The sequence below is a fragment of the Pseudoalteromonas espejiana DSM 9414 genome (assembly GCF_002221525.1).
GTDB lineage: Bacteria > Pseudomonadota > Gammaproteobacteria > Enterobacterales > Alteromonadaceae > Pseudoalteromonas > Pseudoalteromonas espejiana.
In genome coordinates this window covers 1,090,303-1,111,571 of record NZ_CP011028.1, presented here as the reverse complement: position 1 = coordinate 1,111,571, position 21,269 = coordinate 1,090,303, and the positions used below count along the sequence as shown (strand labels likewise).

21 protein-coding genes are annotated in these 21,269 nt (G+C 39.8%); 11 read left to right on the top strand and 10 right to left on the bottom strand.

What is annotated here, in order from left to right; genetic code table 11:
* Nucleotides 1-281 precede the first annotated feature (281 nt).
* Nucleotides 282-2,873 carry a TonB-dependent receptor gene (locus tag PESP_RS05090; RefSeq protein WP_089347065.1) on the top strand — a complete coding sequence of 864 codons (2,592 nt, stop codon included), beginning with the start codon at nt 282-284 and terminating at the stop codon, nt 2,871-2,873.
* 89 nt (nt 2,874-2,962) lie between these two features.
* On the opposite strand, the gene PESP_RS05085 is transcribed toward PESP_RS05090, so the two are convergent.
* Nucleotides 2,963-3,568, bottom strand: coding sequence for a peroxiredoxin (locus tag PESP_RS05085; protein ID WP_004587374.1), 606 nt, complete (start codon nt 3,566-3,568; stop codon nt 2,963-2,965).
* 235 nt (nt 3,569-3,803) lie between these two features.
* Nucleotides 3,804-4,517 carry a fatty acid metabolism transcriptional regulator FadR gene (gene fadR / locus PESP_RS05080; RefSeq protein WP_089347064.1) on the bottom strand — a complete coding sequence of 238 codons (714 nt, stop codon included), beginning with the start codon at nt 4,515-4,517 and terminating at the stop codon, nt 3,804-3,806.
* Nucleotides 4,518-4,979: 462 nt separating this feature from the next.
* Here fadR and dsbB point away from each other — a divergent pair, with 462 nt between their 5' ends.
* Nucleotides 4,980-5,498 (top strand): disulfide bond formation protein DsbB, encoded by a 519-nt coding sequence (gene dsbB / locus PESP_RS05075; protein ID WP_089347063.1) that lies wholly within the window; start codon nt 4,980-4,982, stop codon nt 5,496-5,498.
* 1 nt (nt 5,499) lies between these two features.
* Nucleotides 5,500-5,802 carry a DUF6170 family protein gene (locus PESP_RS20575; RefSeq protein WP_089347062.1) on the top strand — a complete coding sequence of 101 codons (303 nt, stop codon included), beginning with the start codon at nt 5,500-5,502 and terminating at the stop codon, nt 5,800-5,802.
* A gap of 11 nt (nt 5,803-5,813) precedes the next feature.
* On the opposite strand, the gene PESP_RS05065 is transcribed toward PESP_RS20575, so the two are convergent.
* Nucleotides 5,814-6,110 carry a ComEA family DNA-binding protein gene (locus PESP_RS05065; RefSeq protein ID WP_089347061.1) on the bottom strand — a complete coding sequence of 99 codons (297 nt, stop codon included), beginning with the start codon at nt 6,108-6,110 and terminating at the stop codon, nt 5,814-5,816.
* Nucleotides 6,111-6,461: 351 nt separating this feature from the next.
* On the opposite strand from PESP_RS05065, the gene PESP_RS05060 reads away from it, so the two are divergent.
* The 3 genes from PESP_RS05060 (at nt 6,462) to PESP_RS05050 (ending at nt 8,551) form a co-directional block, all read left to right on the top strand.
* Nucleotides 6,462-6,776, top strand: coding sequence for a YebG family protein (locus PESP_RS05060; RefSeq protein ID WP_089347060.1), 315 nt, complete (start codon nt 6,462-6,464; stop codon nt 6,774-6,776).
* Between the two features lie 136 nt (nt 6,777-6,912).
* Entirely contained in the window at nt 6,913-8,076 is a 1,164-nt protein-coding gene (locus PESP_RS05055; protein WP_089347059.1) for a M23 family metallopeptidase, read from the top strand.
* Nucleotides 8,066-8,551, top strand: coding sequence for a bactofilin family protein (locus PESP_RS05050; RefSeq protein ID WP_089347058.1), 486 nt, complete (start codon nt 8,066-8,068; stop codon nt 8,549-8,551). The genes PESP_RS05055 and PESP_RS05050 overlap by 11 nt, the downstream gene beginning before the upstream one ends.
* Nucleotides 8,552-8,553: 2 nt before the next feature.
* On the opposite strand, the gene PESP_RS05045 is transcribed toward PESP_RS05050, so the two are convergent.
* Nucleotides 8,554-9,027 (bottom strand): hotdog fold domain-containing protein, encoded by a 474-nt coding sequence (locus PESP_RS05045; protein ID WP_089347057.1) that lies wholly within the window; start codon nt 9,025-9,027, stop codon nt 8,554-8,556.
* 183 nt (nt 9,028-9,210) lie between these two features.
* On the opposite strand from PESP_RS05045, the gene PESP_RS05040 reads away from it, so the two are divergent.
* From PESP_RS05040 to PESP_RS05030, 3 genes are read left to right on the top strand one after another with little or no spacing between them, the layout of a single operon-like run.
* Entirely contained in the window at nt 9,211-10,404 is a 1,194-nt protein-coding gene (locus PESP_RS05040) for a multidrug effflux MFS transporter (RefSeq protein WP_089347056.1), read from the top strand.
* Nucleotides 10,401-11,045, top strand: coding sequence for a LysE family translocator (locus PESP_RS05035; protein ID WP_089347055.1), 645 nt, complete (start codon nt 10,401-10,403; stop codon nt 11,043-11,045). Before PESP_RS05040 ends, PESP_RS05035 begins: the two co-directional genes overlap by 4 nt.
* A gap of 40 nt (nt 11,046-11,085) precedes the next feature.
* Complete coding sequence (locus tag PESP_RS05030) at nt 11,086-11,550, top strand: methylglyoxal synthase (RefSeq protein ID WP_089347054.1); 465 nt, start codon at nt 11,086-11,088, stop codon at nt 11,548-11,550.
* Between the two features lie 12 nt (nt 11,551-11,562).
* Here the strand turns inward: PESP_RS05030 and yegD are convergent, their stop codons facing one another.
* The 6 genes from yegD to PESP_RS05000 form a co-directional block, all read right to left on the bottom strand.
* Nucleotides 11,563-12,927, bottom strand: coding sequence for a molecular chaperone (gene yegD / locus PESP_RS05025; protein ID WP_089347053.1), 1,365 nt, complete (start codon nt 12,925-12,927; stop codon nt 11,563-11,565).
* A gap of 62 nt (nt 12,928-12,989) precedes the next feature.
* Nucleotides 12,990-13,832 carry a DNA ligase gene (locus PESP_RS05020; RefSeq protein ID WP_089347052.1) on the bottom strand — a complete coding sequence of 281 codons (843 nt, stop codon included), beginning with the start codon at nt 13,830-13,832 and terminating at the stop codon, nt 12,990-12,992.
* 33 nt (nt 13,833-13,865) lie between these two features.
* Nucleotides 13,866-14,522, bottom strand: a complete 657-nt coding sequence (locus PESP_RS05015; protein WP_089347051.1) for an HAD family hydrolase — start codon at nt 14,520-14,522, stop codon at nt 13,866-13,868.
* Nucleotides 14,523-14,574: 52 nt separating this feature from the next.
* Complete coding sequence (locus PESP_RS05010; protein ID WP_004587389.1) at nt 14,575-14,874, bottom strand: hypothetical protein; 300 nt, start codon at nt 14,872-14,874, stop codon at nt 14,575-14,577.
* A gap of 104 nt (nt 14,875-14,978) precedes the next feature.
* Nucleotides 14,979-17,240, bottom strand: coding sequence for a TonB-dependent receptor (locus tag PESP_RS05005; protein ID WP_089347050.1), 2,262 nt, complete (start codon nt 17,238-17,240; stop codon nt 14,979-14,981).
* Between the two features lie 396 nt (nt 17,241-17,636).
* Nucleotides 17,637-18,500, bottom strand: a complete 864-nt coding sequence (locus PESP_RS05000; RefSeq protein WP_089347049.1) for a mechanosensitive ion channel family protein — start codon at nt 18,498-18,500, stop codon at nt 17,637-17,639.
* A 195-nt stretch (nt 18,501-18,695) separates the two neighbouring features.
* Here PESP_RS05000 and PESP_RS04995 point away from each other — a divergent pair, with 195 nt between their 5' ends.
* A complete protein-coding gene (locus PESP_RS04995) occupies nt 18,696-18,902 on the top strand; it encodes a hypothetical protein (RefSeq protein WP_089347048.1) in 207 nt (68 codons plus the stop codon).
* Nucleotides 18,903-19,114: 212 nt separating this feature from the next.
* Nucleotides 19,115-21,250 (top strand): M3 family metallopeptidase, encoded by a 2,136-nt coding sequence (locus PESP_RS04990; protein WP_089347047.1) that lies wholly within the window; start codon nt 19,115-19,117, stop codon nt 21,248-21,250.
* Nucleotides 21,251-21,269 lie beyond the last annotated feature (19 nt).

Genomic DNA, 21,269 nt, shown 5'->3' with positions numbered 1-21,269 from the left:
GCCCACTGCTAAATAAATAAATTATTACACTTAATTTATTTTGTTAATTTCTTTTATTACTAGGTCATTTTATTACGCAATATTTATAGCTTAAAGCGTGTAATTTAGCCTTGTCTATCCCTTTTCATTGTTTCTATAACCGAACAATTTTCACGCAATACAATACAAAAACTCATACTAAAATCGCAAAGAGGATTGATTGACAACACTTAAGTTACATGATATTAATGTCATCGCTTGTTAAGCAACTAAATTTATAACATATCAACAAGGACTTAAGGATGAAGCAATCAATTGCATTTACACCTAGCATTATTGCAGGTGCTACAATCGCACTTTCAGCAGGTTTTACAACAACAGCATATGCTGCTGAAGAAGCAAAAAAAGTAGAACGCATTGAAGTAACAGGTTCGCGTATTAAACGCACAGATATCGAAGGGCCTTCGCCAGTACAATCTATTGGCAGAGCAGATATCGAAAACATGGGTTACGATAACCTTCAACAACTCCTCGAAAGAATGCCTGTAGCAGGTAGCGGTACTTTCTCAACACGTGGTAACAACCAAGATTCAACTGCAAATGGATCAGCTGCGGTAAGCTTACGTGGTTTAGGTGCCGATGCTACGTTAGTACTAATTAATGGCCGCCGTGTAGCAATAAGTGCCTTTGCCGAAGGCATTACTAATTCGTTTGTCGATATTAATAGCATTCCGGTATCGGCTATTGAGCGTATTGATATTTTAAAAGATGGCGCATCAGCTATTTATGGCTCAGATGCGGTAGCGGGTGTAGTAAACGTTATCTTGAAAAAAGATATTGATGGCGTTGAATTAAACTTAGGTTACGGCGGCACCGACGGCCCTAACTACGAAGAAACAACAGCAAGTTTAGTTTGGGGTACTACCAGCGAAAAAAGTAGTGCTTCAATTATTATTGATTACTTTAAAAACACCTCACTTTCTTCAGATGAAATGGGCAGCTTAGGAACGGCTAACCAATCGCCATATGGCGGCATGGATTTACGCTCATCACGTGGCTTCCCTGGTTATTTTTCCGTTGATGGCATAAAAACTATTGATCCTGCTTGCCCAGCTGATAGCGCAACTGAAAATGGTAGCTGTTTATTTGATTACGGCCCATTTGGCTATATTGCCCCTGAATCTGAACGTGTAGGTGCTATTTCTCAATTTGAATACAATTTTGATAACGGCATTACCGGCTTTTTAGAAATTGCTGTACAGCATAATACATCGGTTGCCGCCGGTGCCCCTACTCCATTAGATGAAGATGCGGGTTTAACAGTACCAGGAAGTCATCCAAATAACCCATTCGGTCAAGATATTGAAATTGGCCGTTACCGTACGGTTGATGCCGGCGCTCGCCAATGGGATATAGAATCAGATACGCTTCGTTTTGTAGCTGGTCTTAGAGGCGAAATTAGTGAGTGGAGCTGGGAAGCTGCGGTTCAAAAAGGCCGTAGTAAATCAATGCAAACAGGTGATAGAACACAAGGCTGGGTGCGTACCGACTTCTTACAACAAGAAATTGATGCGGGCAATTACAACCCATTTGGTGGCACTTATAATGACCCAGAAGTAATTGACAGAATTACCACAAGCCTTGTACGTCGTGGTGAGTCACATATGACCTCATTTGACGCTAACATCTCTGGTGAAGCATTTAACTTTGGCGATGACGTTGTAATGATGGCCGCTGGTATTGAATACCGCGAAGAAGATGTAACAGATACACCGGACGATCAATTCCAACGTGGTCTAATTTTTGGTACTGAGTCAGTATCAGCTGCAGCTGATCGTGAGCAATATGCGGCTTACGTAGAATTTTCAATTCCACTTGCTGAAAACCTAGAGCTTCAATTAGCGGGTCGCTACGATGACTACAGCGACTTTGGTAATACAACGAACCCTAAAGTGGCTTTACGCTGGGCACCAACCGATGAAATTACGGTGCGTGGTTCGTGGGCGCAAGGCTTTAGAGCACCATCGCTTGCGCAAGTAGGTTTAGGTCCGTCTCAAGAGAGCCAATTTTTTGTAGATACATATCGCTGTGAAGCCACTGGTCTTGATTGTGATGCACTTGATTACAATATTGAATTTGCAGGTAATCCAGATTTAGAAGCTGAAGAGTCAGAATCGTGGAATGTTGGTTTTATTTGGGCACCTACTGCTGAGTTTGGCTTAAGTGTAGATGTGTGGAGTATCACGCAAGATAATAAAATTGATGAGCAAGAGTTTGGCCCAATTTATAACTCTGAGTGTAACAACCAAAGCAGCACAGTGTGTGTTCGTTTAGCACCTTCTGGTAGCGACAGCTTAGGCACAATTCAAAAAGTATTTAGCACATTTGAAAACGTATCTTCGCAAGAGGTATCGGGTATTGATTTATCAGCAAACTACAATCATTCACTTGATGACCTAGGTTTGCTTAAATTTAACCTAGAATGGGCTTATCAAGATAAGTTTGAAAAAGATGGCCGTGATTACACAGGTGAATATGGTTACCCGGAGCACCGCTGGATTTTCTCTACTAACTGGGAAATTGGCCAATTTAATACCAATGTAAATATAAGCTATGTAGGTGAGTTTGAAGATACACCAGATATTGATTTTGACGGTAACTTAGACTTTGATAGCAATACATCACGTATGGTTGATTCGCAAGCACTGGTAGATTTACAAACATCTTACCGTGTAAGTGAGGCAACTAAAGTATCGCTTGGTGTAAATAACTTATTTGACGAAGAGCCACCATTTGCCATTGGTGATGGCGATGCTGACCTTTACGGCTATGCATCGGGTGTACATAACCCACGTGGTCGTTACTTTTACACAAAAGTAACCTTCTCGTTTTAATTAACCAAGGCCCGTTTTAGGATGGGCTATGATAAAAACAAAAAAAACCGCCAATTGGCGGTTTTTTTTATTAAAAACGTAGGGCTAAATTATAGCTCGCCTTCGTTTTCAGATAGGAATTTAGCAACACCTTCAGGGCTTGCGTCCATACCTTTTTTACCTTCTTCCCAACCAGCAGGACACACTTCACCGTTTTCGCTGTGAAAAGCTAGTGCGTCAACCATACGGATCATTTCGTCGATGTTACGACCAAGTGGTAAGTCGTTCACTACTTGGTGACGTACGTTACCTTCTTCATCGATTAGGAAAGAACCACGAAATGCCACGCCAGCTTCTGGGTGCTCAACGTCGTATGCTTTACAGATTTCGTGCTTAACGTCTGCAACTAGTGCGTATTGTACTTTACCAATACCGCCATCTGCTACAGCAGTGTTACGCCATGCGTTATGTGAGAATTGTGAATCGATAGAAACACCAATTACTTCTACGCCACGCTTTTGGAATTCTTCGTAACGCTTATCAAATGCGATAAGTTCAGAAGGACATACAAACGTGAAATCTAGTGGGTAAAAGAAGATTACTGCTTTTTTACCTTTAATTGTTTCATGAAGGTTATAGCTATCTACAATTTCACCATTACCTAGTACTGCTGCAGCGGTAAAGTCTGGTGCCTGGCGGCCTACTAATACACCCATTTTATTCTCCAAATATTTTGAGTTTGTTGTCGATTGCTTTCGCAACGCTGATACTTATATGGGCGCTAAAAACTAAAAAACAATAGCGCCAACACATAATTACGTGGCATTTTAAATTTATTACATTAAAAAGAACAATCGTATTTAGCGATGTGAGTAATCGAAAATACCGAATAGATATTAAATGTTTATTACCGGCACAAAAAAACCTGCAAATGCAGGTTTTTATTAATGGCTAGTCCATTATATCTGAAGGCATATCGCCTTTAATGTTTTGCCAAATTTCACCGGTTTGGTGACCGAACTTACGCATCATTGAAATAGCACCATCGTGCTCTCTGTTTTGTGCAAGTACGGTTAAATCTTTATAAAATTGACGCGCTAATTGGCGAGTGCCCGCATCAGAGAAGTAATGGCAACCAATTTTAAAGTAAAAACCTCTAAATCCATTAAGAATTAGAACGTAAATACGGTTGTTACCCGCCACGGCTAGCTCGTGGTGTACTTTATAATCGTAATCAGCGAATGCTTGAGCTGTGTCTTCTAGTTCATCGCTTTGCGCTAAAATTTCAATAACACGTTCTGGGTTTAGCTTTATTGCCGCACGTGTGTAAATAGCACTAATGTTAGTGCGTGCAGATAATAGCTGATCAGTAAGCTCTGGCATTTTGTCTTCATCAAGGCGAGCAAGGGTTTCAAGTATATTTAAACCCGATGTTTCCCAAAAGTTATTTACTCTTGTCGGTTTGCCATGTTGAATAGTTAACCAGCCGTCGCGTGCTAAACGTTGTAGCACTTCACGTAAGGTTGTTCTGGTTACACCAATTAACTCAGAAAGCTCACGCTCGGCAGGTAGGATTGAACCTGGAGGGAAGTCGCCATTCCAGATAGATTCAACTATATACTCTTCAGCAAATCCTGCTGGGCTTTTAGCTTTAAAAATTCTCATTCAATTCCCACTCGAATTAATCACAACTCATCGTTTTATACGAACAACTGACAGATTGTACCAGATGAAACTCAACTAACAAGTAAACTCGTTGATATTAGTAACAACGCATACCTATAAATATAACTTTCATAAATATTTAAATTTAAGGCGCTCAATTACAGCAAAACCACGTAACATTCATGTTAGGTACATCAGTATTGCGTGCATTCATTGTATACATAACAATCAAAACGATATAAGTAGCTAAACTTGATATTACAAACACACTATTCTTGTACTTTTACTTAATGACACACGCAGAAACTAATACCTCCCCCTTTGGGCATCACCATGTTTGAGCATTAATACTCATTAGTTTCGACTCGAAAAAAGTGACTTCGGTAGCTTTTTTTTCCTTTTTGTTGCCGCTTACTTTATCCTAGTACATAATTTAACGTCTTATTTAAATGCGGATTTTTTATGAACTGGCTAGCACACCTTCCTACTCAACGTACGCCATGGCTATTATTTACTGGCATTGTGTTTTTATTAGAAGTTACCGCACTGTTTTTTCAATACCAAATGGGCCTAGCGCCGTGCATTATGTGTATTTATCAACGCACAGCCGTATTAGGTTTATTAGGCGCAGGTGTGATTGGCGCTGCAAAACCGCAAAGTAAAATTGCACGCCCTGTTGCTTATTTAGTGTGGGGAGTATCCAGTGTTTGGGGTTACCTAATTGCCCGCGAACATATTGATATGCAAACAACCACAGACCCATTTGCTTTTAGTTGCGAGTTTGAACCTAACTTCCCTGCTTTTATGCCTCTTCATGAGTGGGTCCCAAGCTTTTTTCAAGCAACGGGTGATTGTGGCAATATTGATTGGCAGTTCGTCGGTTTAAGTATGCCTGCATGGATGGAGATAATTTTTGCTTTATTTACTGTTACATTGTTTGTAATAGTAACTACGCGTTTATTAATTAAAAAGTCTATTTAGTATGTTTACATTTTTTACTAGCCAACTACCAGAACTTAAGCACTTAAAGGTTAGGCAAAGACAAGCTGTAATAGCCATTGCGTTAAGTATGTTACCCCCTACCGATCGCGTGTTATTACGAATAATAAAGCTTTTACTGCTTAGTCCTTTATTTTTAATATTCACTGTTTTTACAGGGTGGACGTTAATTCCCTTTTTAATCATTGGCGGCCTTTGCTATCCGCTTTTAACAACACCTATTGAAATAAACTTTGCTAAAAAGTATTTGCCTGAGGCAATTAAACAATATTCACAGGGCGCGTAGCGCCCTGCATTTTATAAAGATACTTTGTCTGCTAGTTTTGCCACTAACTTTTCTCCTATGCCTTTTACATTTGCTAAATCACTCACATCAGTAAAATCACCATTATTAGTTCTGTAATCAACAATTGCTTGGGCTTTTTTCTTACCAATGCCTGGTAGTTTTGCGAGCATATCGGTATCAGCATCATTAATACTTATTGTTGGTGCTTGTGGCATTTCTACAGATGGCTTTTCAAGAGGTGGGTTAGCGTGAGTAAAAGCACTAAAGCTTAAAAAGCTAATAATAAGTAGAGATAGTAAAGTTTTCATTTGGTTTTTCCTTATTGTTGTTTATACCAAAGCCTGTTAACCAATTAACAATTTGGTACTAAAACATTTCTTATTTGAGTTTTACTTAGGAAATATTTATAAATAAGGAACAGCCAAAATCACTTAAATTATTCCCAAGTGCATTATCACTTAACTCCGAAATCCTAAAATGCAGCTGGTACTACTAGTGATTGCTTAACTAAAGTAAAGTTACGCTTTTTTGTCAAATTTAAGACAAGCTAAAAAGTAGCGCTAATTACTTGCAAATTAAAGCTCAAACCTTTACTGTATATAAAAACAGTAACCTACGGGTTAGTAACCACATTACCACGCAATCAAGCAGGAGAGATCATGGCTGTTGTTGTTAAATATGTTGTAGAACGAAACGGAGTTGAGCGAATGACGTTTACTACTAAAAAAGAAGCGGATGCCTATGACAAAATGCTCGATATAGCAGAATCGCTTGAGGTAATGCTGGAAAAAGTAGATGTACCATTGAGCGAACAACAAGTTGAATCATTAGCACTTGAAATTGCAAAAAGTAAAGATGATTTCATGGCAGTACTAAAAGGGGCAAAAGAGCCCACTGCAAAAGCGCCTGCTAAGGCTAAAAAAGCCGATAACGTAGCGCCCATTAAAGACACAGACGAGCAGCAAGCTGGCTAAGCGCCAACTAATTTAAATAAGGGTTGCTATAAATAGCAGCCCTTTTTTATTAATTTTTGAACAGTTACAAATTTTTTCTGGCTTTTTAAACTGAAATTGATACATTAATCCGGTTAATAGCGAGTGTTTATGTGCCATGTCAGTATTTATTAAGTCTTTTTATCAAAAATTTTTCCCAGCCCGTCAGCTGCTTATACGCCAAAATGGTGAAGTTAAGCATGTTATTTTGGCGCCTTGGTTTCAGGTTAGCGTAGTACTGCTTGTTTTAGCCACTATTACTTGGGTGGGTATTTCTAGTTTTCGCGTATATAGCCAAACTAATAAAATTACCGACATAGAACAAAGCCAAATTGATAAACAACATGTATGGCAAAAACAAGTTTCGCAGCAAAAAGCGCTTCACGCAAAGCAATTAGAGCAACTTGCTGTACTTGAGCAAAAGCAAGCGTTACTTCAAGGCATGATAGAGTCACTACCGGCTTCAATCAGCAAAGACACTATAAAGCTTGAAGAGCAACTTGATTCACCAATTAATGAAGACAAAGGCGAGTTTCATGAGCCACTTGTTGATGAAAACCCAAAAAATAAACACGCTGCATTAATTACCCCAACCACATTTGCTGCTCGCTATGAGCGTTTAAATAAGTTTTACGAGCAAAATTTTGCTCTTATAGATGAGCAAATCAATGTGCGCCATAATGCTATTTTAGCCATGCTTAAAGGTGCAGGACTTGAGTCGGCATTAGAGCAGCACCTAGCACTAGGCACGCAAACAGCCGCACAAGGTGGCCCATTAGACGTATTTGATGAAACAAAAATCCCGAGTCAATTTTTAGCTATTGCCGATAAGCTTTTAGTGCTTAATAACCTTGAAAGCTTTTTAACTGAGCTGCCAAACTCACTCCCCCTACCCGCCGCTAAATATTATATTTCTAGCAATTTTGGCTTGCGTAAAGACCCAATGAATAACCGCCGTGCTTTTCACAAAGGTGTTGATTTAGCAGGTTGGCATAAAACCGAAATATTTGCCCCTGCCGATGCTGTTGTACTTCGCGCTGGTAGAAATGGTGGCTATGGTAACTTTATAGAGCTTGAGCACAAAAATGGCTTAGTTACCCGCTTTGGCCACTTAAACAAAATAAAAGTTAAAAAAGGCCAAGCAATAGCAAAAAACGACGTAATTGGTTTAATGGGCAGTACTGGCAGAAGTACAAGTACCCACTTACACTATGAAGTGTTACTCGATGGCAAACATGTCAATCCTCTAAAAATAACAAAGGCGCTTTCTCGTGTTCGGTAAAAAAAAGCAAACAAGTAATCAAACTACTTTAAAAAAAGTAAACCATACACCGTCTATTATTTCTGAAGATGTACGCCTAACAGGCACTCTTACAAGCCAAGGCGAAGTACAGCTAGATGGGCGCATTGATGGCGATATAAAAGCGGAGCATTTAGTTATTGGCTCTTCTGGTATTGTTGAAGGCGTAGTTGAAGCTAAAAGCGTGGTGGTGAAAGGAAAAATTATTGGTTCGCTAAACGCCAGCGAAGTAACAATACAAAGCAGTGCACATGTGCACGGAGATGTATTCCACGATACCCTAAGTATTGATGCTGGTGCTATTATTGAAGGCAGTTTAAAACAGCGTTTTGAAAAAGAAGAAGCGGAGCTTATTAGCGAAGAGTTAAAACCTGCCAAAGAAGTAAAAGCGCTTTTAGATGATTCTGATAGCGACTTGTCGTTTGTAAATAAACAAGCCGCTGATAAAACAAATTAACCTTACTTTTTCTCAGTAATATACATTGTGATATCTGCAGTGAACACTAGCTCATTGCGGGTATTATAAAGCTTAACTGGCACAACCAAATCTTCCTTATCTACCCACTGATGAGGCAAATCAATTTCAGCAATAGCTGTTACATCAGTATCTACTTTTGCCAAATATTGCACCGTCATGCCCTTTGGGATCCAACGATGGGTTTTTACAGGTACAGTTGCATCAACCATCACACCCGCACAAAGCTCTGCTAGATTACACTGTGCAATAGCATGAATAGTGCCTATGTGGTTATGCACACTACGGCGGTTTTTTACTACAGCGCTACAGTGGCCTTCTCGTAAATCCAGTACATAGGGTTTCATTGAGCCAAAGTAAGGCGCTTTAAAGCACACCGCTTTACTAAATAACCAATTACCAAATGGTAGGCTCTTAAATTTTAGCCACGTTTTTAAAAGTGCGGATTTATTACTCATTGTTATGTTCCATCTTGTGTTTATGATCTCAAATTAACACATCAGACCAGTTAAAAAAAGCGCAATTCGCGGCTCTGTTAACCCTAATGTCATTAAATATTTATCACAATGGTGCATAGCCAGCCCTTAAGTCCTTTCTTTTTTATAAGCGGGCACCTAAAATAGCCAGCAAAAGGAGACCTAATGCAAACACAGCCCGCTAAACCTAACTTAATTTTATTACTCATCTTAGCGTTACTCGTTATATTTTGCCCAATGGCAATTGATATTTATCTTCCTGCTTTTCCAACTATTGCAGAACAATTTAACGTAACTGAGCAACAGGTTCAGCAAACGGTCGCAATTTTTATGCTTACCGTAGGTTTAGGGCAACTCATTGCTGGGCCGCTTGCCGATAAGTTTGGCCGAAAACCAGTAGCTGTTGTAGGTGTTAGCCTTTATGCGGGGTCTGCATTATTAGCTTACTTTGCCCCCTCTTTTGAAGTGCTCATGATTGCTCGGGCACTACAAGGCTTAGGTGCCTGTGCCACGTTTGTGGTTGCTTTTGCCATTGTGCGCGATAAATATGGTGCACAACGAAGCGGGCAAATGATCACCTATTTAAATGGTATAGTGTGTTTTATCCCTGCGCTTGCACCTATTTTAGGCGCTTGGTTAACCGTGCAGTTTGGCTGGCGAATGAACTTTTTATTTTTAACGGGCTTTGCACTGGTTGGGTTAGTTATAACTTTGTTTTTATTTAGAGAAACCCGCCCTGCCGATAGCCATTACCAAGGCCATATTCTAGATTTGCGCCGCTTTACGCCAATTCTAAAAACGCCAATATTTTTATTTAACAGCTTATTATGCATGGTCGCTATGTCGGCTATTTTGGTTTATGTCACATTAGCGCCTGGTTGGATTATCACCCACTTAGGCGGTACTGTGGCCGACTTTACCTTTTGGTTTACGCTTAATGCCGTGCTAAGCATCGTCGCCAGTTTTATTACTCCTATATACATTAAACGTAATAGCCAAAAGGCCTTGCGTGTAGGTGTAAGCATACTGGTATTTTCTGGTGTATTAATGCTTGCACTTAGCCATATACAAAGCGCGCTTGCACTTATGTTACCTATATTAATTGCTGCGCTTGGTTTTGCGTTAAGTTTAGGTTCTGCTGCTGGTATGGCGTTGTCACGTTTTCCAAAACAGGCAGGTACAGCCTCTGCACTAATTGGTGCTATGCAAATGAGCGGAGCAAGTGTTTTAGTGTTTTTAACTCAGTATTTAGGGTTAAGTACACCGTGGCTAATTGCCTTTCACTTATTAATACTTGCGCCATTGTGGCTCATTTTAATGAGCAAAAAAGGCCATATATTACATCCGGCTAATTCATGATTAACCCAGATTTTTTAGCTTCATTTTTATTGGCTAGTTTTTTAATGGCCGTAGCGCCTGGACCATCAAATGCGTTTTTAATGGCGCAAACTTTTGCCAATGGAAGAGCGGCAGGTATGCAAAGCGCATTAGGCTTTGCACTTGGTGGAGTAGTTCATACCTTTTTTGCAGTAATTGGTTTAAGCGCCGTGCTTAAAGCCTCTCCTACCGCGTATAGCGCGGTGCAGTATGTTGGCGCTGCCTATTTATGTTATTTAGGTATAATGATGATTAAAAGCACCTTTACGGGCGCTTTAACAACCACTGATTGTACAAGCGAAGAGAAACCGCACGTTAGTACCAGTAAAAAGTCTAATGTTATGTTTCAGGCTATGATGACTGAAGTTTTAAACCCTAAAGTGGCGTTATTTTTTATTGCTTTTATTCCTCAGTTTGTAGATCCGAGCCTATCATCAGCAACATTTCAATTAGCTTTTTTTGGTTTACTCTACCCTATTTTTGCTTTCCCTATTGACTGCACGTATATTTATTTTGGCGATAAAATAGCGCAGTTTTTCAAAAAGCACCCTAATAGCCAACTTTGGATAGACAGAGTAACTGGCGTGGTATTTATTGCGCTTGCCATAAATTTATTATACTAATTACAATAAATTGGTATGACTTAACTAAATAAGATGCAGCATGGAACAAAAAAAACAATCGCTACCCGCAAATAAAAACATTGCTTTAGTTGCCCACGATGGAAAAAAAGCCGCCTTAAAACTATGGTGCGAAAAGCACAAAAATGCACTTAGCAAGCACACGCTTTATGGCACAGGTACTACGGGGCATTTAATTGAAAAAACCACAGGGCTTGAAGTAATCCAATTGCTGAGCGGCCCAATGGGTGGCGACCAACAACTAGGTGCTAAAATTGCTGAACACGAAATTCACGTATTGGTCTTTTTTTGGGATCCGCTAGCATCGCAGCCGCATGACCCAGATGTAAAAGCATTGCTGCGCTTAGCTGCGGTGTGGAATATTCCTGTTGCCTGTAATGAAGTAAGTGCCGATATGTTATTAAGCTCTCCACTTATGGATACCGAACTTGAACGTACTTTGCCAGATTACGAAAAATACCTCGCAACCCGACAAATCAGTCTTTAACTATTTTTTAAGTTACTTATAAAGCATGCTGGCCCATTTTGTTAGGCCAGCAGTTACACTACCAAAGTGATCGCCGTTAAGCATTTTTATATCACCTAAATGCTCACTTAACGCAGCTTTTATAAGAGGTGACTGCGCACTCCCCCCTGTTAAATAAATAACATCTGGCGTTGTTGCTGCATCATTAATTGCTTGCTTCGCCAGTGTAACTATTTGATCAATACTGCTTTGCACTGCCAATGCTAAATCACTTACTGATAAGTTTTTGCTAAGGTCATTATCTAAAAAACTTAAATCACAATCAAAACTGCTTGCTGATGAAAGCGCAATTTTGGCAGCCTCACCTTGCTGTACAAGTTGATGCCCCTGCTTGTTTTGTTGTAAATGCATTAAACGTTTATAAAGTGCTGGCGCACTTACATCACGCAGTTGAGCGCTTAGCTCACGGTAATGGCTTTCACTGTAAAATTGGCTTTGTAAATTTACATCATTAATTTTACACGCTTGCCAAAATGGCTGATTCGGTAGCGGTAAACCCGACTTAAAGGTACTGCCTAAACCAAGTAATGGCATTAAACCATGAAAGCTCAGTGCTATATCTAAATCGTTTCCGCCAACGCGTTTACCACTGTGTGCTAAAAAATCGTTATCGCGCTCACTGTTACCTCTAAAGCTTGGCCCCATTTGTACAAACGAGCAATCGCTAGTACCACCGCCAATATCTATAACCAATACTTTTTGGTCGTCCACCAAGCTACTTTCATAATCAATACCCGCAGCAAGTGGCTCATATAAAAATTCCACATCTTTGAAGCCTGCACGTTTAGCTGCACGCTCTAAAATACCTACAGCTTGCTGGTTTGACTCTTCACCGCCAACAGCCTGAAAGTTTACTGGGCGGCCAATCACGGTTTGGGTAAGTGCTTTATTAAGAGATAACTCCGCTCGCTGTTTTATTTTTAAAATCATTGCGGTCGCAATATCTTCAAAAAAGTTGATTTGACCTTGCTTTAAACCAGTCGCACCAAAAAACGATTTAGGTGATTTAACAAAGTAACCTTCTTCAGGAAACTGTACATATTCGCTAATGGCTTCACGGCCAATAAAAAGCGTTTCATCCGAAGGCTGTAAATCAAGATCAGATTTAATACGAGGAAGTGTATTTAATAATGCTTTGCGCTGTGTTAAAAAGTCGTGCTCATGAGCTGTGCCATGTAAATGCTTGGCAACAAAATCAACAACTAAAGCACTATGGTGTGTGTATAGCGTAGAGGGTAAGTAATGTTTTCCTTGCTCAAGTGGTACTAATTGAACCTGTCCTTCGTCCATAATACCCATTGCGCAATTAGAACTACCGTAATCAAAACCTGCAAACATACTTCACCACACATAACCAAAAAGGCCGCGCAATTTAGCATACTTTGCCAAAATTATAAATGTTATAAAGGCTCCCTTACTCTTAAAAAGCTGGCAAAACGTGGCAAACCATTTTTTGTTAGGCCATGGTAGCGGTACGTTATCGTACTGCCTATAGCCGGAGGGGTTTGGCGTTGAGCATCACTAAAACCGGTGCCTATTTTAAATGTTTGGCCACTCGCTGTTTTTACTTTTAACGCACCTAACATACCTGTGTATTTACCTTTACCTGGTAGGTGCTCTATTACAAGGGCTTCTGCGTCTAAATAGGGCTTTAATTTTAGTAGCGTATTATTCCGCCCACTTTTATGAACAGCGCTTGCAAGGTGCAACATAACCCCTTCAGCACCTTGCTTTGTTATGTCTTTAAAATAATGAGTTAATAACTGAGTATTTTCAAAACGATGCTGTTTAACAGCTTTAATGTGCGCTGTATTTAGGCCTGCGACTAAATCAGTATAGCTTTTATAACGAGCGCTAAAAGGAAGGGTAGGATCTGGCATATCAAATACTTGATACACAACGCTCTGCCAGTCGTGGTTATTAGGTATTTTGGTTCTTACGATACCGCTGACTAGTGCAAATTTATTTCGTGCTATCCACAGCTCTCCATCAAGCCATATTGGCGGAAGCGGTGTTGTAAACCATGCTGGCGCATTTATGGCATTCCCTTTACGAGTAATTAGTTTATCGCCAGTCCATATTGCTCTTACACCGTCAAACTTTTCACTGACTAAGTAATCTTCAATATTGCCATGTTTAGACTCGTCATATACTTTTGCTAAAAGTACATCTGGCTGCACCGCATAAATAGCGTGTGTAAACACGACACTTAATAAAATTAAAAGGCACTTTATAAAAGCCATTACTGCATCCCTGCAAAGTAAATTAGGCTTAAACTATAGTTGAGTTTGCACCCACTGCCAAAACTCACCTAAATTTTCCATGCGATAAGTCGCTTTGCTAAAGTCATGATCAACCGTATGGTGATTTGCAATCGCAACAACATGAAGGTGTGCATTATTTGCAGCACATACACCGGTAAAGGTATCTTCAACAGCAATCGCATGTTCTGGCGCTACATCAATATGTTTAAGCGCTAAAAGGTAAGGATCCCCTGCTGGCTTTGGGTTAGTTACATCATCTTTAGTAACCACAGTATCAAATAGCGCATAAAAGCCCAGCCCATTTAATATAGGCATAGCTTCGCTGCGCGCACTGCCTGTAACCAATGCCATTTTTAAACCGCTTTTTTTAACGGCTTTCAATGTTTGCTCTGCAAAAGGCATTACTGCAGGTAAATTAGTTTTTACGTATTCACCAAATAAACGGTACTTTTCGTCTGCCAAAAACTGTGCACTTACTGATAAGTTGTTTTCATTTTTAATATCAATAGCGGCCTCAAGCGTTGGTCGCCCTGAAAATCGCTGGCAAAACTCTACTTCGTTATAACTCACCCCAAAAGGGTCTAACAGCTGGCTCCAACACACAAAATGCATGCTTTCTGAATCAACTAATGTGCCATCCATATCAAATAATACTGCGTTTAAGCTCATCCTCACTCCTTAAATTTTAGCGTTAAAAAAGGCGCCTAAGCGCCTTAATTTTTTATGCTGTTAAGCCTGCAGGCGGCTCAGCAAATGCTTCCTCGCCAGTTTCAACGTCAACCAGCTCATAACCTCGTGCTTTACGAACAACTTTAAGTACAGGTTTTTCTAAAGCCGTTTTTAGACGATCAGCATCAGCGGCTAATTCATCAAGTGTGGTACCAAATGGAGCTGCCCCCGTTTCAGACCAATTAGTCACTTTACCGTTTAAGTTGTACTCTACTTCGTGTATTTGATATTGCGCGGCTTCATCTTTTGTTGCTTCACAAAAAATTACACGGTAGTTCCAAAATCCAGCCATTTGTTCATCTCATTCAATTTAATTAACGCTACTTTACCAGCTTTATAAAAACATAAAAGCCTGCACAAGGCAGGCTTTTAAAATTAATCTAATTTAAGTTAGTTTTAGAAAAAGTTAACTTTAAATTCTGCACCAATGTAACGCTCTTCATTAACAATACCCGTATTGTTATTGAAATCTACTGCGCCAATTGCTTGCTGTTCATCAAATAAGTTACGAACAAATGCAGATACTTGGTACTCGTAGTCGCCTTCAGCCCACTCATAACCTGCACGTAAACCTACTTCTGTTAATGCTTTACCTTCAAACTCTACTGAATCGTAAAGGAACATGTTAATTTCGCTGCGGTATGAAATATCACCTAGCGCAAAGAAGTTACCATCTTCAAGCTCTTTGTTGTAACGAAGCGTAAAGTTAGAAATCCACTCTGGCGCATGTGGCAGGCTGTTACCGTCAAGAAATACTTTACCGTCCACTACAGGGTCTGTAATATTTAACGTTGAACGGCTAGGAGCTGCAATACTTAGGTTATTATCTTTGATCTCAGTTTTATTGTAGCTTAAATTAAATGTTGCATTAAACTCATCGCTTAATACCCACTCAGTGTCTAGCTCAAAACCATAGCCAGTTGTCTTATCTGCATTAACTAGGCGGTTAAAGTTAGCACCACCACCTACAGCTGTTAACTGTTGATCATCCATTGTGAAATAAAATACAGTTGCATTTACGCGGCCTTGCCCGTCTAGCACATCTGATTTAATACCGGTTTCGTAAGAAGTAATTGTTTCTGACTCTGCCGTAGTTGCTTCACTACCAAATAAAACACGACCTTGTATACTCGGTGCACGGAAGCTGTTAGCTATGCGGCCGTATAAGTTAACATCATCGTTTAGTTTATAGTTTGCAGATAAATCCCAGCTAACATGATCATCACTTACATTAAGATCAACTGGTGGTATTGGAGAACCAATTAACCGATTAGCAGAGAAATCTTTATCATCGTCGGAGTAACGAAGGCCTACGGTTACCTTTAACTCATCTGTAAAGGTGTAATCTGCTGAGCCAAATACAGCCCATGCTGTTGTGTCTTGTTGCTGGCGAACAAACCCATTTAAAACACCATTATTTGAAGTGTCATAACTAAAGTTTTCGATTGTTAGTTCTTCGTCAAAGTAAAAAAGACCAACTTGGTAGTTAAAATCGCCACTAAAGTTACTAGCAAGGCGTAGCTCTTGAGTTAACTGATCGTGTTCTGGAATACCATCCGCACTTTCATTAGAGAATGGGATGGTTCCAGGCCCCATAGCAACAGACTCACCATCTATTGAATAGCCGCCGTAACCGCCATCAATATCGGCACGTGAGTATATTTCTGCACTTTCCCAACCTGAAATAGAGGTAATAGTGTACTCATCGCTAATATCCCACTCAAGCTTTAAGCTTGCGCCTTCAGACTCTACTTGTTGTGTTGAACGTGAAGCAGCATCTTGATAAACAACATCGTGTTCGTAGTTGTCTACTAAATCATTAGAGCCTGCTTCAATAACGTTTGCACGAAACGCAATTGGTGAGCCGTCTAAATCACGTGTGTGGTAGTTTAGTAGTGCAGTAAAGTCATCGTCTTCGTATAAAAACTGAATACGCGCTGCTTTTTCTGTGTAGCCGCCCTGCTCGTCTTTCGCTTCAAAACCTGGCGCTTGGTTATCAATGTAATCGTCTTTGTCTTGCCATAGTAGTGAAACACGTGCAGATAAACGATCTGTTAGTGCGCCACCTACAGCACCTTCTGTATCTACAGCGCCACGGCTACCGTAAGAAACAGCACCGTAACCTTCAAATTCTTGACTTGGTTTAGCAGTATCAAATTTAACTAGGCCAGCCGGCGTGTTACGGCCAAACAGTGTACCTTGAGGGCCACGTAATACTTCTACGCGCTCAACATCAAATACTGGGAAACCTTTTAAAATAGCATTTTCTTGAACAACTTCATCAACAACTAATGATACAGGCTGTGAAGCATTAAGATCGAAATCGGTATTACCCAGACCACGAACATAAAAACGAGGGAAAGAACGTCCAAACGAAGATTCGATTGAAAGACTTGGAATTTTCGCACTCATAAAGCGAACATCCATACCAGCTGAACTGTAAGCATCAAGGTTATCGCCTTGTAATGCAGATACAGCAACAGGAACTTCTTGGGCATTTTCTACACGTTTACGAGCAGTAACTTGAATAACTTCTAATTGGTTATTTTTTTTTGCAGTTTCTTCTTCAGCAGCAAGAGTAGAAACAGAGGTACCAGCTGCAGATAATAAAGCAGCATTAATTATGGTCGCTATTGCAGTTTTTTTGATTGCTTTCATGTCGGGTATAAACCTTTTGTATGCACTCTTGTTCAACGGTTTTTTGTGTTGCGCAATGTATTCATTGCGGGCTCGTACAATTTTTCGCGTCTTGCTTTATGGCGCGCGGACCTCATCACCGAGAGTACAAAAACGGAGTAATGAGGCTGAACGAACGATGAAGATTATATCATTGTATTACAAATTTACTGCATAAATATGTACAAAAAAGTAAACTTTTTTGCAACATTTAACCGCACTTTCACGCTTTTTTATCTACATTTAGATGCAAAAGACTAATAATGCGGACATATGTCCTTTCATTCAAACTGCAAGTTAAAGTAGCCATAAATCATTAATTTACATAAAAACCTGTATTAGAAACAATCAATTTTATGCTGCTTATATAATGATGATTTAACTATTTCGCTTAAAGGCAATTTCACCATCTATATGAATATCGCGCTGTGGGAATGCAATAACTACATCGTGCTTTTCAAAAACCGCATAAATGCTAAAGCGAATGTCGCTGCGTACCTTTCTAAGCATGGTTTCAGACTCAGCACAAACCCAAAAAATGGCGTTAAACACTAAAGAGCTATCGGCAAAGTCATCAAACATTACCGACGATGTTGGGTTAGCTAAAATAGCGTCATGTTCATCAAGCACCTGTTGAATGAGTTTTTTAACAAGCACAACATCTGAACCATAGGCAACACCTACGCTTACCGAGGAACGTGCATTCCCATCTATAAGCGTCCAGTTTGTAACGGTGTTTTCTAAAAGTTGGGAGTTAGGTATAAGCATATGTACGCCATCGTTTCGGCGAATACGTGTAGAACGTGTATTAATCGTTTCAACAACGCCTTTTGCATTACCTACCTCTAAAAAGTCACCAATGCGAATTGGGCGCTCCCACATGAGTATCCAACCGCTGATAAAGTTATTAATAATATTTTGTGCGCCAAAACCTACACCAATAGCAATCGCACCCGATACAAAAGCAAATGCCGTAAGCGGTATGCTGAGTACTTCAAGCGATGTAAAAATTAAAATAGCGATACTTAAAATAAAGTAAATACGAGTAAATAAATGCACTGCGTCTTGGCTTATTTTTTTAGCCAGTAATGTTTTTTTAATTAGCTTGCCAATGCGCGTTACTACAAACCACATGGCAAACAATATAAGTGGCACTTGAATTACTTTTGCTACTGTAATATCCACATCGTTATAAGTGAATATTACAAAAGCTAAGTATTGATTAATTTGCTCTAGAGTCATAAGTGTTCCCAATATCTTTTTTGTTTGTTATTTGTTCACTAAAACTAAGTGTGGTTCAGTTTTCGCTAAGCTTAGCACGGCATAATATAACTAAAACGCCAAGTTAATAAGTTCAATGCTATATATTGCATTATTTATTAACTCTTTATTGCACCGAGTGCTATATAAATAGTGTACAAGCACTGGAGAATACATATGTCACAACTTACATTAAATCAAAGACTCGCTACTTTGCAGCCGCAGGTAGATTTAAATCTGTTTGAAAGCAGCTTAGATTACCGTAATAAAATTTTGTGCCTTCTTGCCGAGCAAGAGCAAACATTGGCCACCATTAATAAAGAATTTGGACAACAATCTACGAGCTTTGGATCTGAAAAAAAGTTCGTTCTTGGTTATAACTAACCCCTTCTAAAACACACACAATACTATTTTAAGTAGCCTTGCGCGCATTTTTAAGGCTACTTTTACCCACTTTTAACGCAACCATTAACTAATTTGCGTTTAAATCCCGCTTAATACCGATAAACTTTATTGTATAAACGCCAAAATTTGATAAGTTAACTGGGTTTTCGACTCGAAAAGCCTATTTCGGCTCATCTTTTTATGGAGTTATTATGCGTAAAACACTGATCGCCACTACTATTGCTAGTGCCCTAATCCTATCTGCTTGTTCTTCTAACGAACCTCAAGACATGGCAAAAGAGAGCGCAGCACAAGTGCAAGACATGAACGCAAACAATGTATTATTCAAACCAAGCCCATTACAATACATGGCGCCAGAGTTTGATAAGTTTGGTACAAAAGACTACGAAGCAGGCTTTGATGCTGGTATTGCTCAGCACACTGCACAAGTACAAGCTATTGCTAACAACCCTGCACCTGCAACATTTGAAAATACACTTGTTGAAATGGAAATGTCTGGCGAGCTATTAAATCGCGTATCTGCTGCTTTTTATAATCTATCAGGTTTAATTTCAGATGATGAATACCAGCGTATAAGTAAAAAAATGGCGCCAGTATTATCAGCTCACTCTGATGACATTTACCTAAATGGTGCTTTATTTAAGCGCGTACAAACAATTTACGACAACAAAGACTCGCTTAACGCTGAAGATCAACGTCTTGTTGATTTTTACTACAAGCAATTTGTTAAAGCTGGCGCTAAATTAAGCGACGCTGAAAAAGCAAAAATGCGTGGTATTAATGCACAACTTGCAGAGCTTTCTACTGCGTTTTCTCAAAACATTTTAAAATCGTTTAAAGAAGATGTAATTGTAGTTACTGATAAATCTAAGCTTGCGGGTCTTTCTGAAGGTGAAATTGCAGGCCTTGCAGCTGCGGCTAAAAAAGCAGGCAAAGACGGCTACATGATCACGTTAGTGAACACAACACAGCAGCCAATTTTATCAAGCCTTGAAAACCGCGAACTTCGTGAGCAAATTTTTACTGCATCAGCTAATCGTGCAGCCGAGACCAACGGTCCAATTATTATTGAAGAAACAAACTTACGCGCTCAAAAAGCAGAACTACTCGGCTTTAAAGATTGGGCATCGTATGTAATGACTTCGCGTATGGCACAGACAACTGACAACGTGTACGGCATTTTAGATGACCTAGCACCAAAAGCAGTTGAAAAAGCTAAAATTGAAGCCGCTTCAATTCAAAAAGTGATTAACGATTCTGGTGAAAGCTTTGAGCTTAAACCATGGGATTGGGCTTTTTACGCAGAAAAAGTACGTGCTGAAAAATACGACCTAGATCCTGCGCTAGTTAAGCCATACTTTGAAATGAACTCTGTAATTCACGATGGTTTATTCTTTGCAATGAATAAACTTTACGGTATTACCTTTAAAGAGCGCAAAGACCTTCCGGTTTATCACGAAGATGTAACAGCCTACGAAGTATTTAACGCTGACGGCAGTGCAATTGGTTTATTTTACATGGACCCATACGCACGTGAAGGGAAGCGTGGCGGCGCATGGATGAGTGCATACGTGAGCCAAAGTGGCTTAAAAGGCACTAAACCTGTAATTTACAACGCACAAAATATTCCAAAACCGGCAGCAGGCGAGCCAACGCTAATGACCTTTGACGAAGTGTCTACTATGTTCCATGAGTTTGGTCATGCGGCGCACGGTTTATTCTCAGACGTTAAATACCCAAGCCTAGCGGGTACTGCTACAGCACGTGACTTTGTTGAGTTTCCATCGCAAGCACACGAAGATTGGATGATTGAGCCTACGGTACTTGCTAACTACGCTAAGCACTACAAAACAGGTGAGCCAATTCCACAGGCATTACTTGATAAAGTACTCGCTTCGCAAAAATTCAACCAAGGTTTTGGTACCACTGAATATTTAGCCGCTGCTTTACTTGATATGGAATGGCACTCGTTTGGTTCAGATAAAAAAATCAGCGATGTACAAACGTTTGAAAGCGATGCGCTAAAAGCACACGGTATTGATTACTACCCTGTACCGCCGCGTTATAAATCAAACTACTTTAGCCATACTTTTGCCGGTGGTTACTCTGCGGGTTACTACGCCTACCTTTGGACTGAAGTATTTGCAGCCGATGCATTTGCGCACATGGAAAATAACGGTGGTTTAACGCGTGAAAACGGCGACAACTTCCGTAAAGAAATCCTATCTAAAGGTAATAGCCGCGACTTAATGCAAAGCTACATTGAGTTTAGAGGCCAAAAACCAACCACAGACGCACTACTTAAGCGCCGTGGTTTAGTTGAGTAAATAATTTAGTTTATTAAGC

Excerpts from the sequence above, each read along its gene's own strand:
- PESP_RS05090 (WP_089347065.1), top strand. The coding sequence starts at position 282 with ATGAAGCAATCAATTGCATTTACACCTAGCATTATTGCAGGTGCTACA.
- PESP_RS05085 (WP_004587374.1), bottom strand. The coding sequence starts at position 3,568 with ATGGGTGTATTAGTAGGCCGCCAGGCACCAGACTTTACCGCTGCAGCA.
- fadR (WP_089347064.1), bottom strand. The coding sequence starts at position 4,517 with ATGAGAATTTTTAAAGCTAAAAGCCCAGCAGGATTTGCTGAAGAGTAT.
- dsbB (WP_089347063.1), top strand. The coding sequence starts at position 4,980 with ATGAACTGGCTAGCACACCTTCCTACTCAACGTACGCCATGGCTATTA.
- PESP_RS20575 (WP_089347062.1), top strand. The coding sequence starts at position 5,500 with ATGTTTACATTTTTTACTAGCCAACTACCAGAACTTAAGCACTTAAAG.
- PESP_RS05065 (WP_089347061.1), bottom strand. The coding sequence starts at position 6,110 with ATGAAAACTTTACTATCTCTACTTATTATTAGCTTTTTAAGCTTTAGT.
- PESP_RS05060 (WP_089347060.1), top strand. The coding sequence starts at position 6,462 with ATGGCTGTTGTTGTTAAATATGTTGTAGAACGAAACGGAGTTGAGCGA.
- PESP_RS05055 (WP_089347059.1), top strand. The coding sequence starts at position 6,913 with ATGTCAGTATTTATTAAGTCTTTTTATCAAAAATTTTTCCCAGCCCGT.
- PESP_RS05045 (WP_089347057.1), bottom strand. The coding sequence starts at position 9,027 with ATGAGTAATAAATCCGCACTTTTAAAAACGTGGCTAAAATTTAAGAGC.
- PESP_RS05040 (WP_089347056.1), top strand. The coding sequence starts at position 9,211 with ATGCAAACACAGCCCGCTAAACCTAACTTAATTTTATTACTCATCTTA.
- PESP_RS05035 (WP_089347055.1), top strand. The coding sequence starts at position 10,401 with ATGATTAACCCAGATTTTTTAGCTTCATTTTTATTGGCTAGTTTTTTA.
- PESP_RS05030 (WP_089347054.1), top strand. The coding sequence starts at position 11,086 with ATGGAACAAAAAAAACAATCGCTACCCGCAAATAAAAACATTGCTTTA.
- yegD (WP_089347053.1), bottom strand. The coding sequence starts at position 12,927 with ATGTTTGCAGGTTTTGATTACGGTAGTTCTAATTGCGCAATGGGTATT.
- PESP_RS05020 (WP_089347052.1), bottom strand. The coding sequence starts at position 13,832 with ATGGCTTTTATAAAGTGCCTTTTAATTTTATTAAGTGTCGTGTTTACA.
- PESP_RS05015 (WP_089347051.1), bottom strand. The coding sequence starts at position 14,522 with ATGAGCTTAAACGCAGTATTATTTGATATGGATGGCACATTAGTTGAT.
- PESP_RS05010 (WP_004587389.1), bottom strand. The coding sequence starts at position 14,874 with ATGGCTGGATTTTGGAACTACCGTGTAATTTTTTGTGAAGCAACAAAA.
- PESP_RS05005 (WP_089347050.1), bottom strand. The coding sequence starts at position 17,240 with ATGAAAGCAATCAAAAAAACTGCAATAGCGACCATAATTAATGCTGCT.
- PESP_RS05000 (WP_089347049.1), bottom strand. The coding sequence starts at position 18,500 with ATGACTCTAGAGCAAATTAATCAATACTTAGCTTTTGTAATATTCACT.
- PESP_RS04995 (WP_089347048.1), top strand. The coding sequence starts at position 18,696 with ATGTCACAACTTACATTAAATCAAAGACTCGCTACTTTGCAGCCGCAG.
- PESP_RS04990 (WP_089347047.1), top strand. The coding sequence starts at position 19,115 with ATGCGTAAAACACTGATCGCCACTACTATTGCTAGTGCCCTAATCCTA.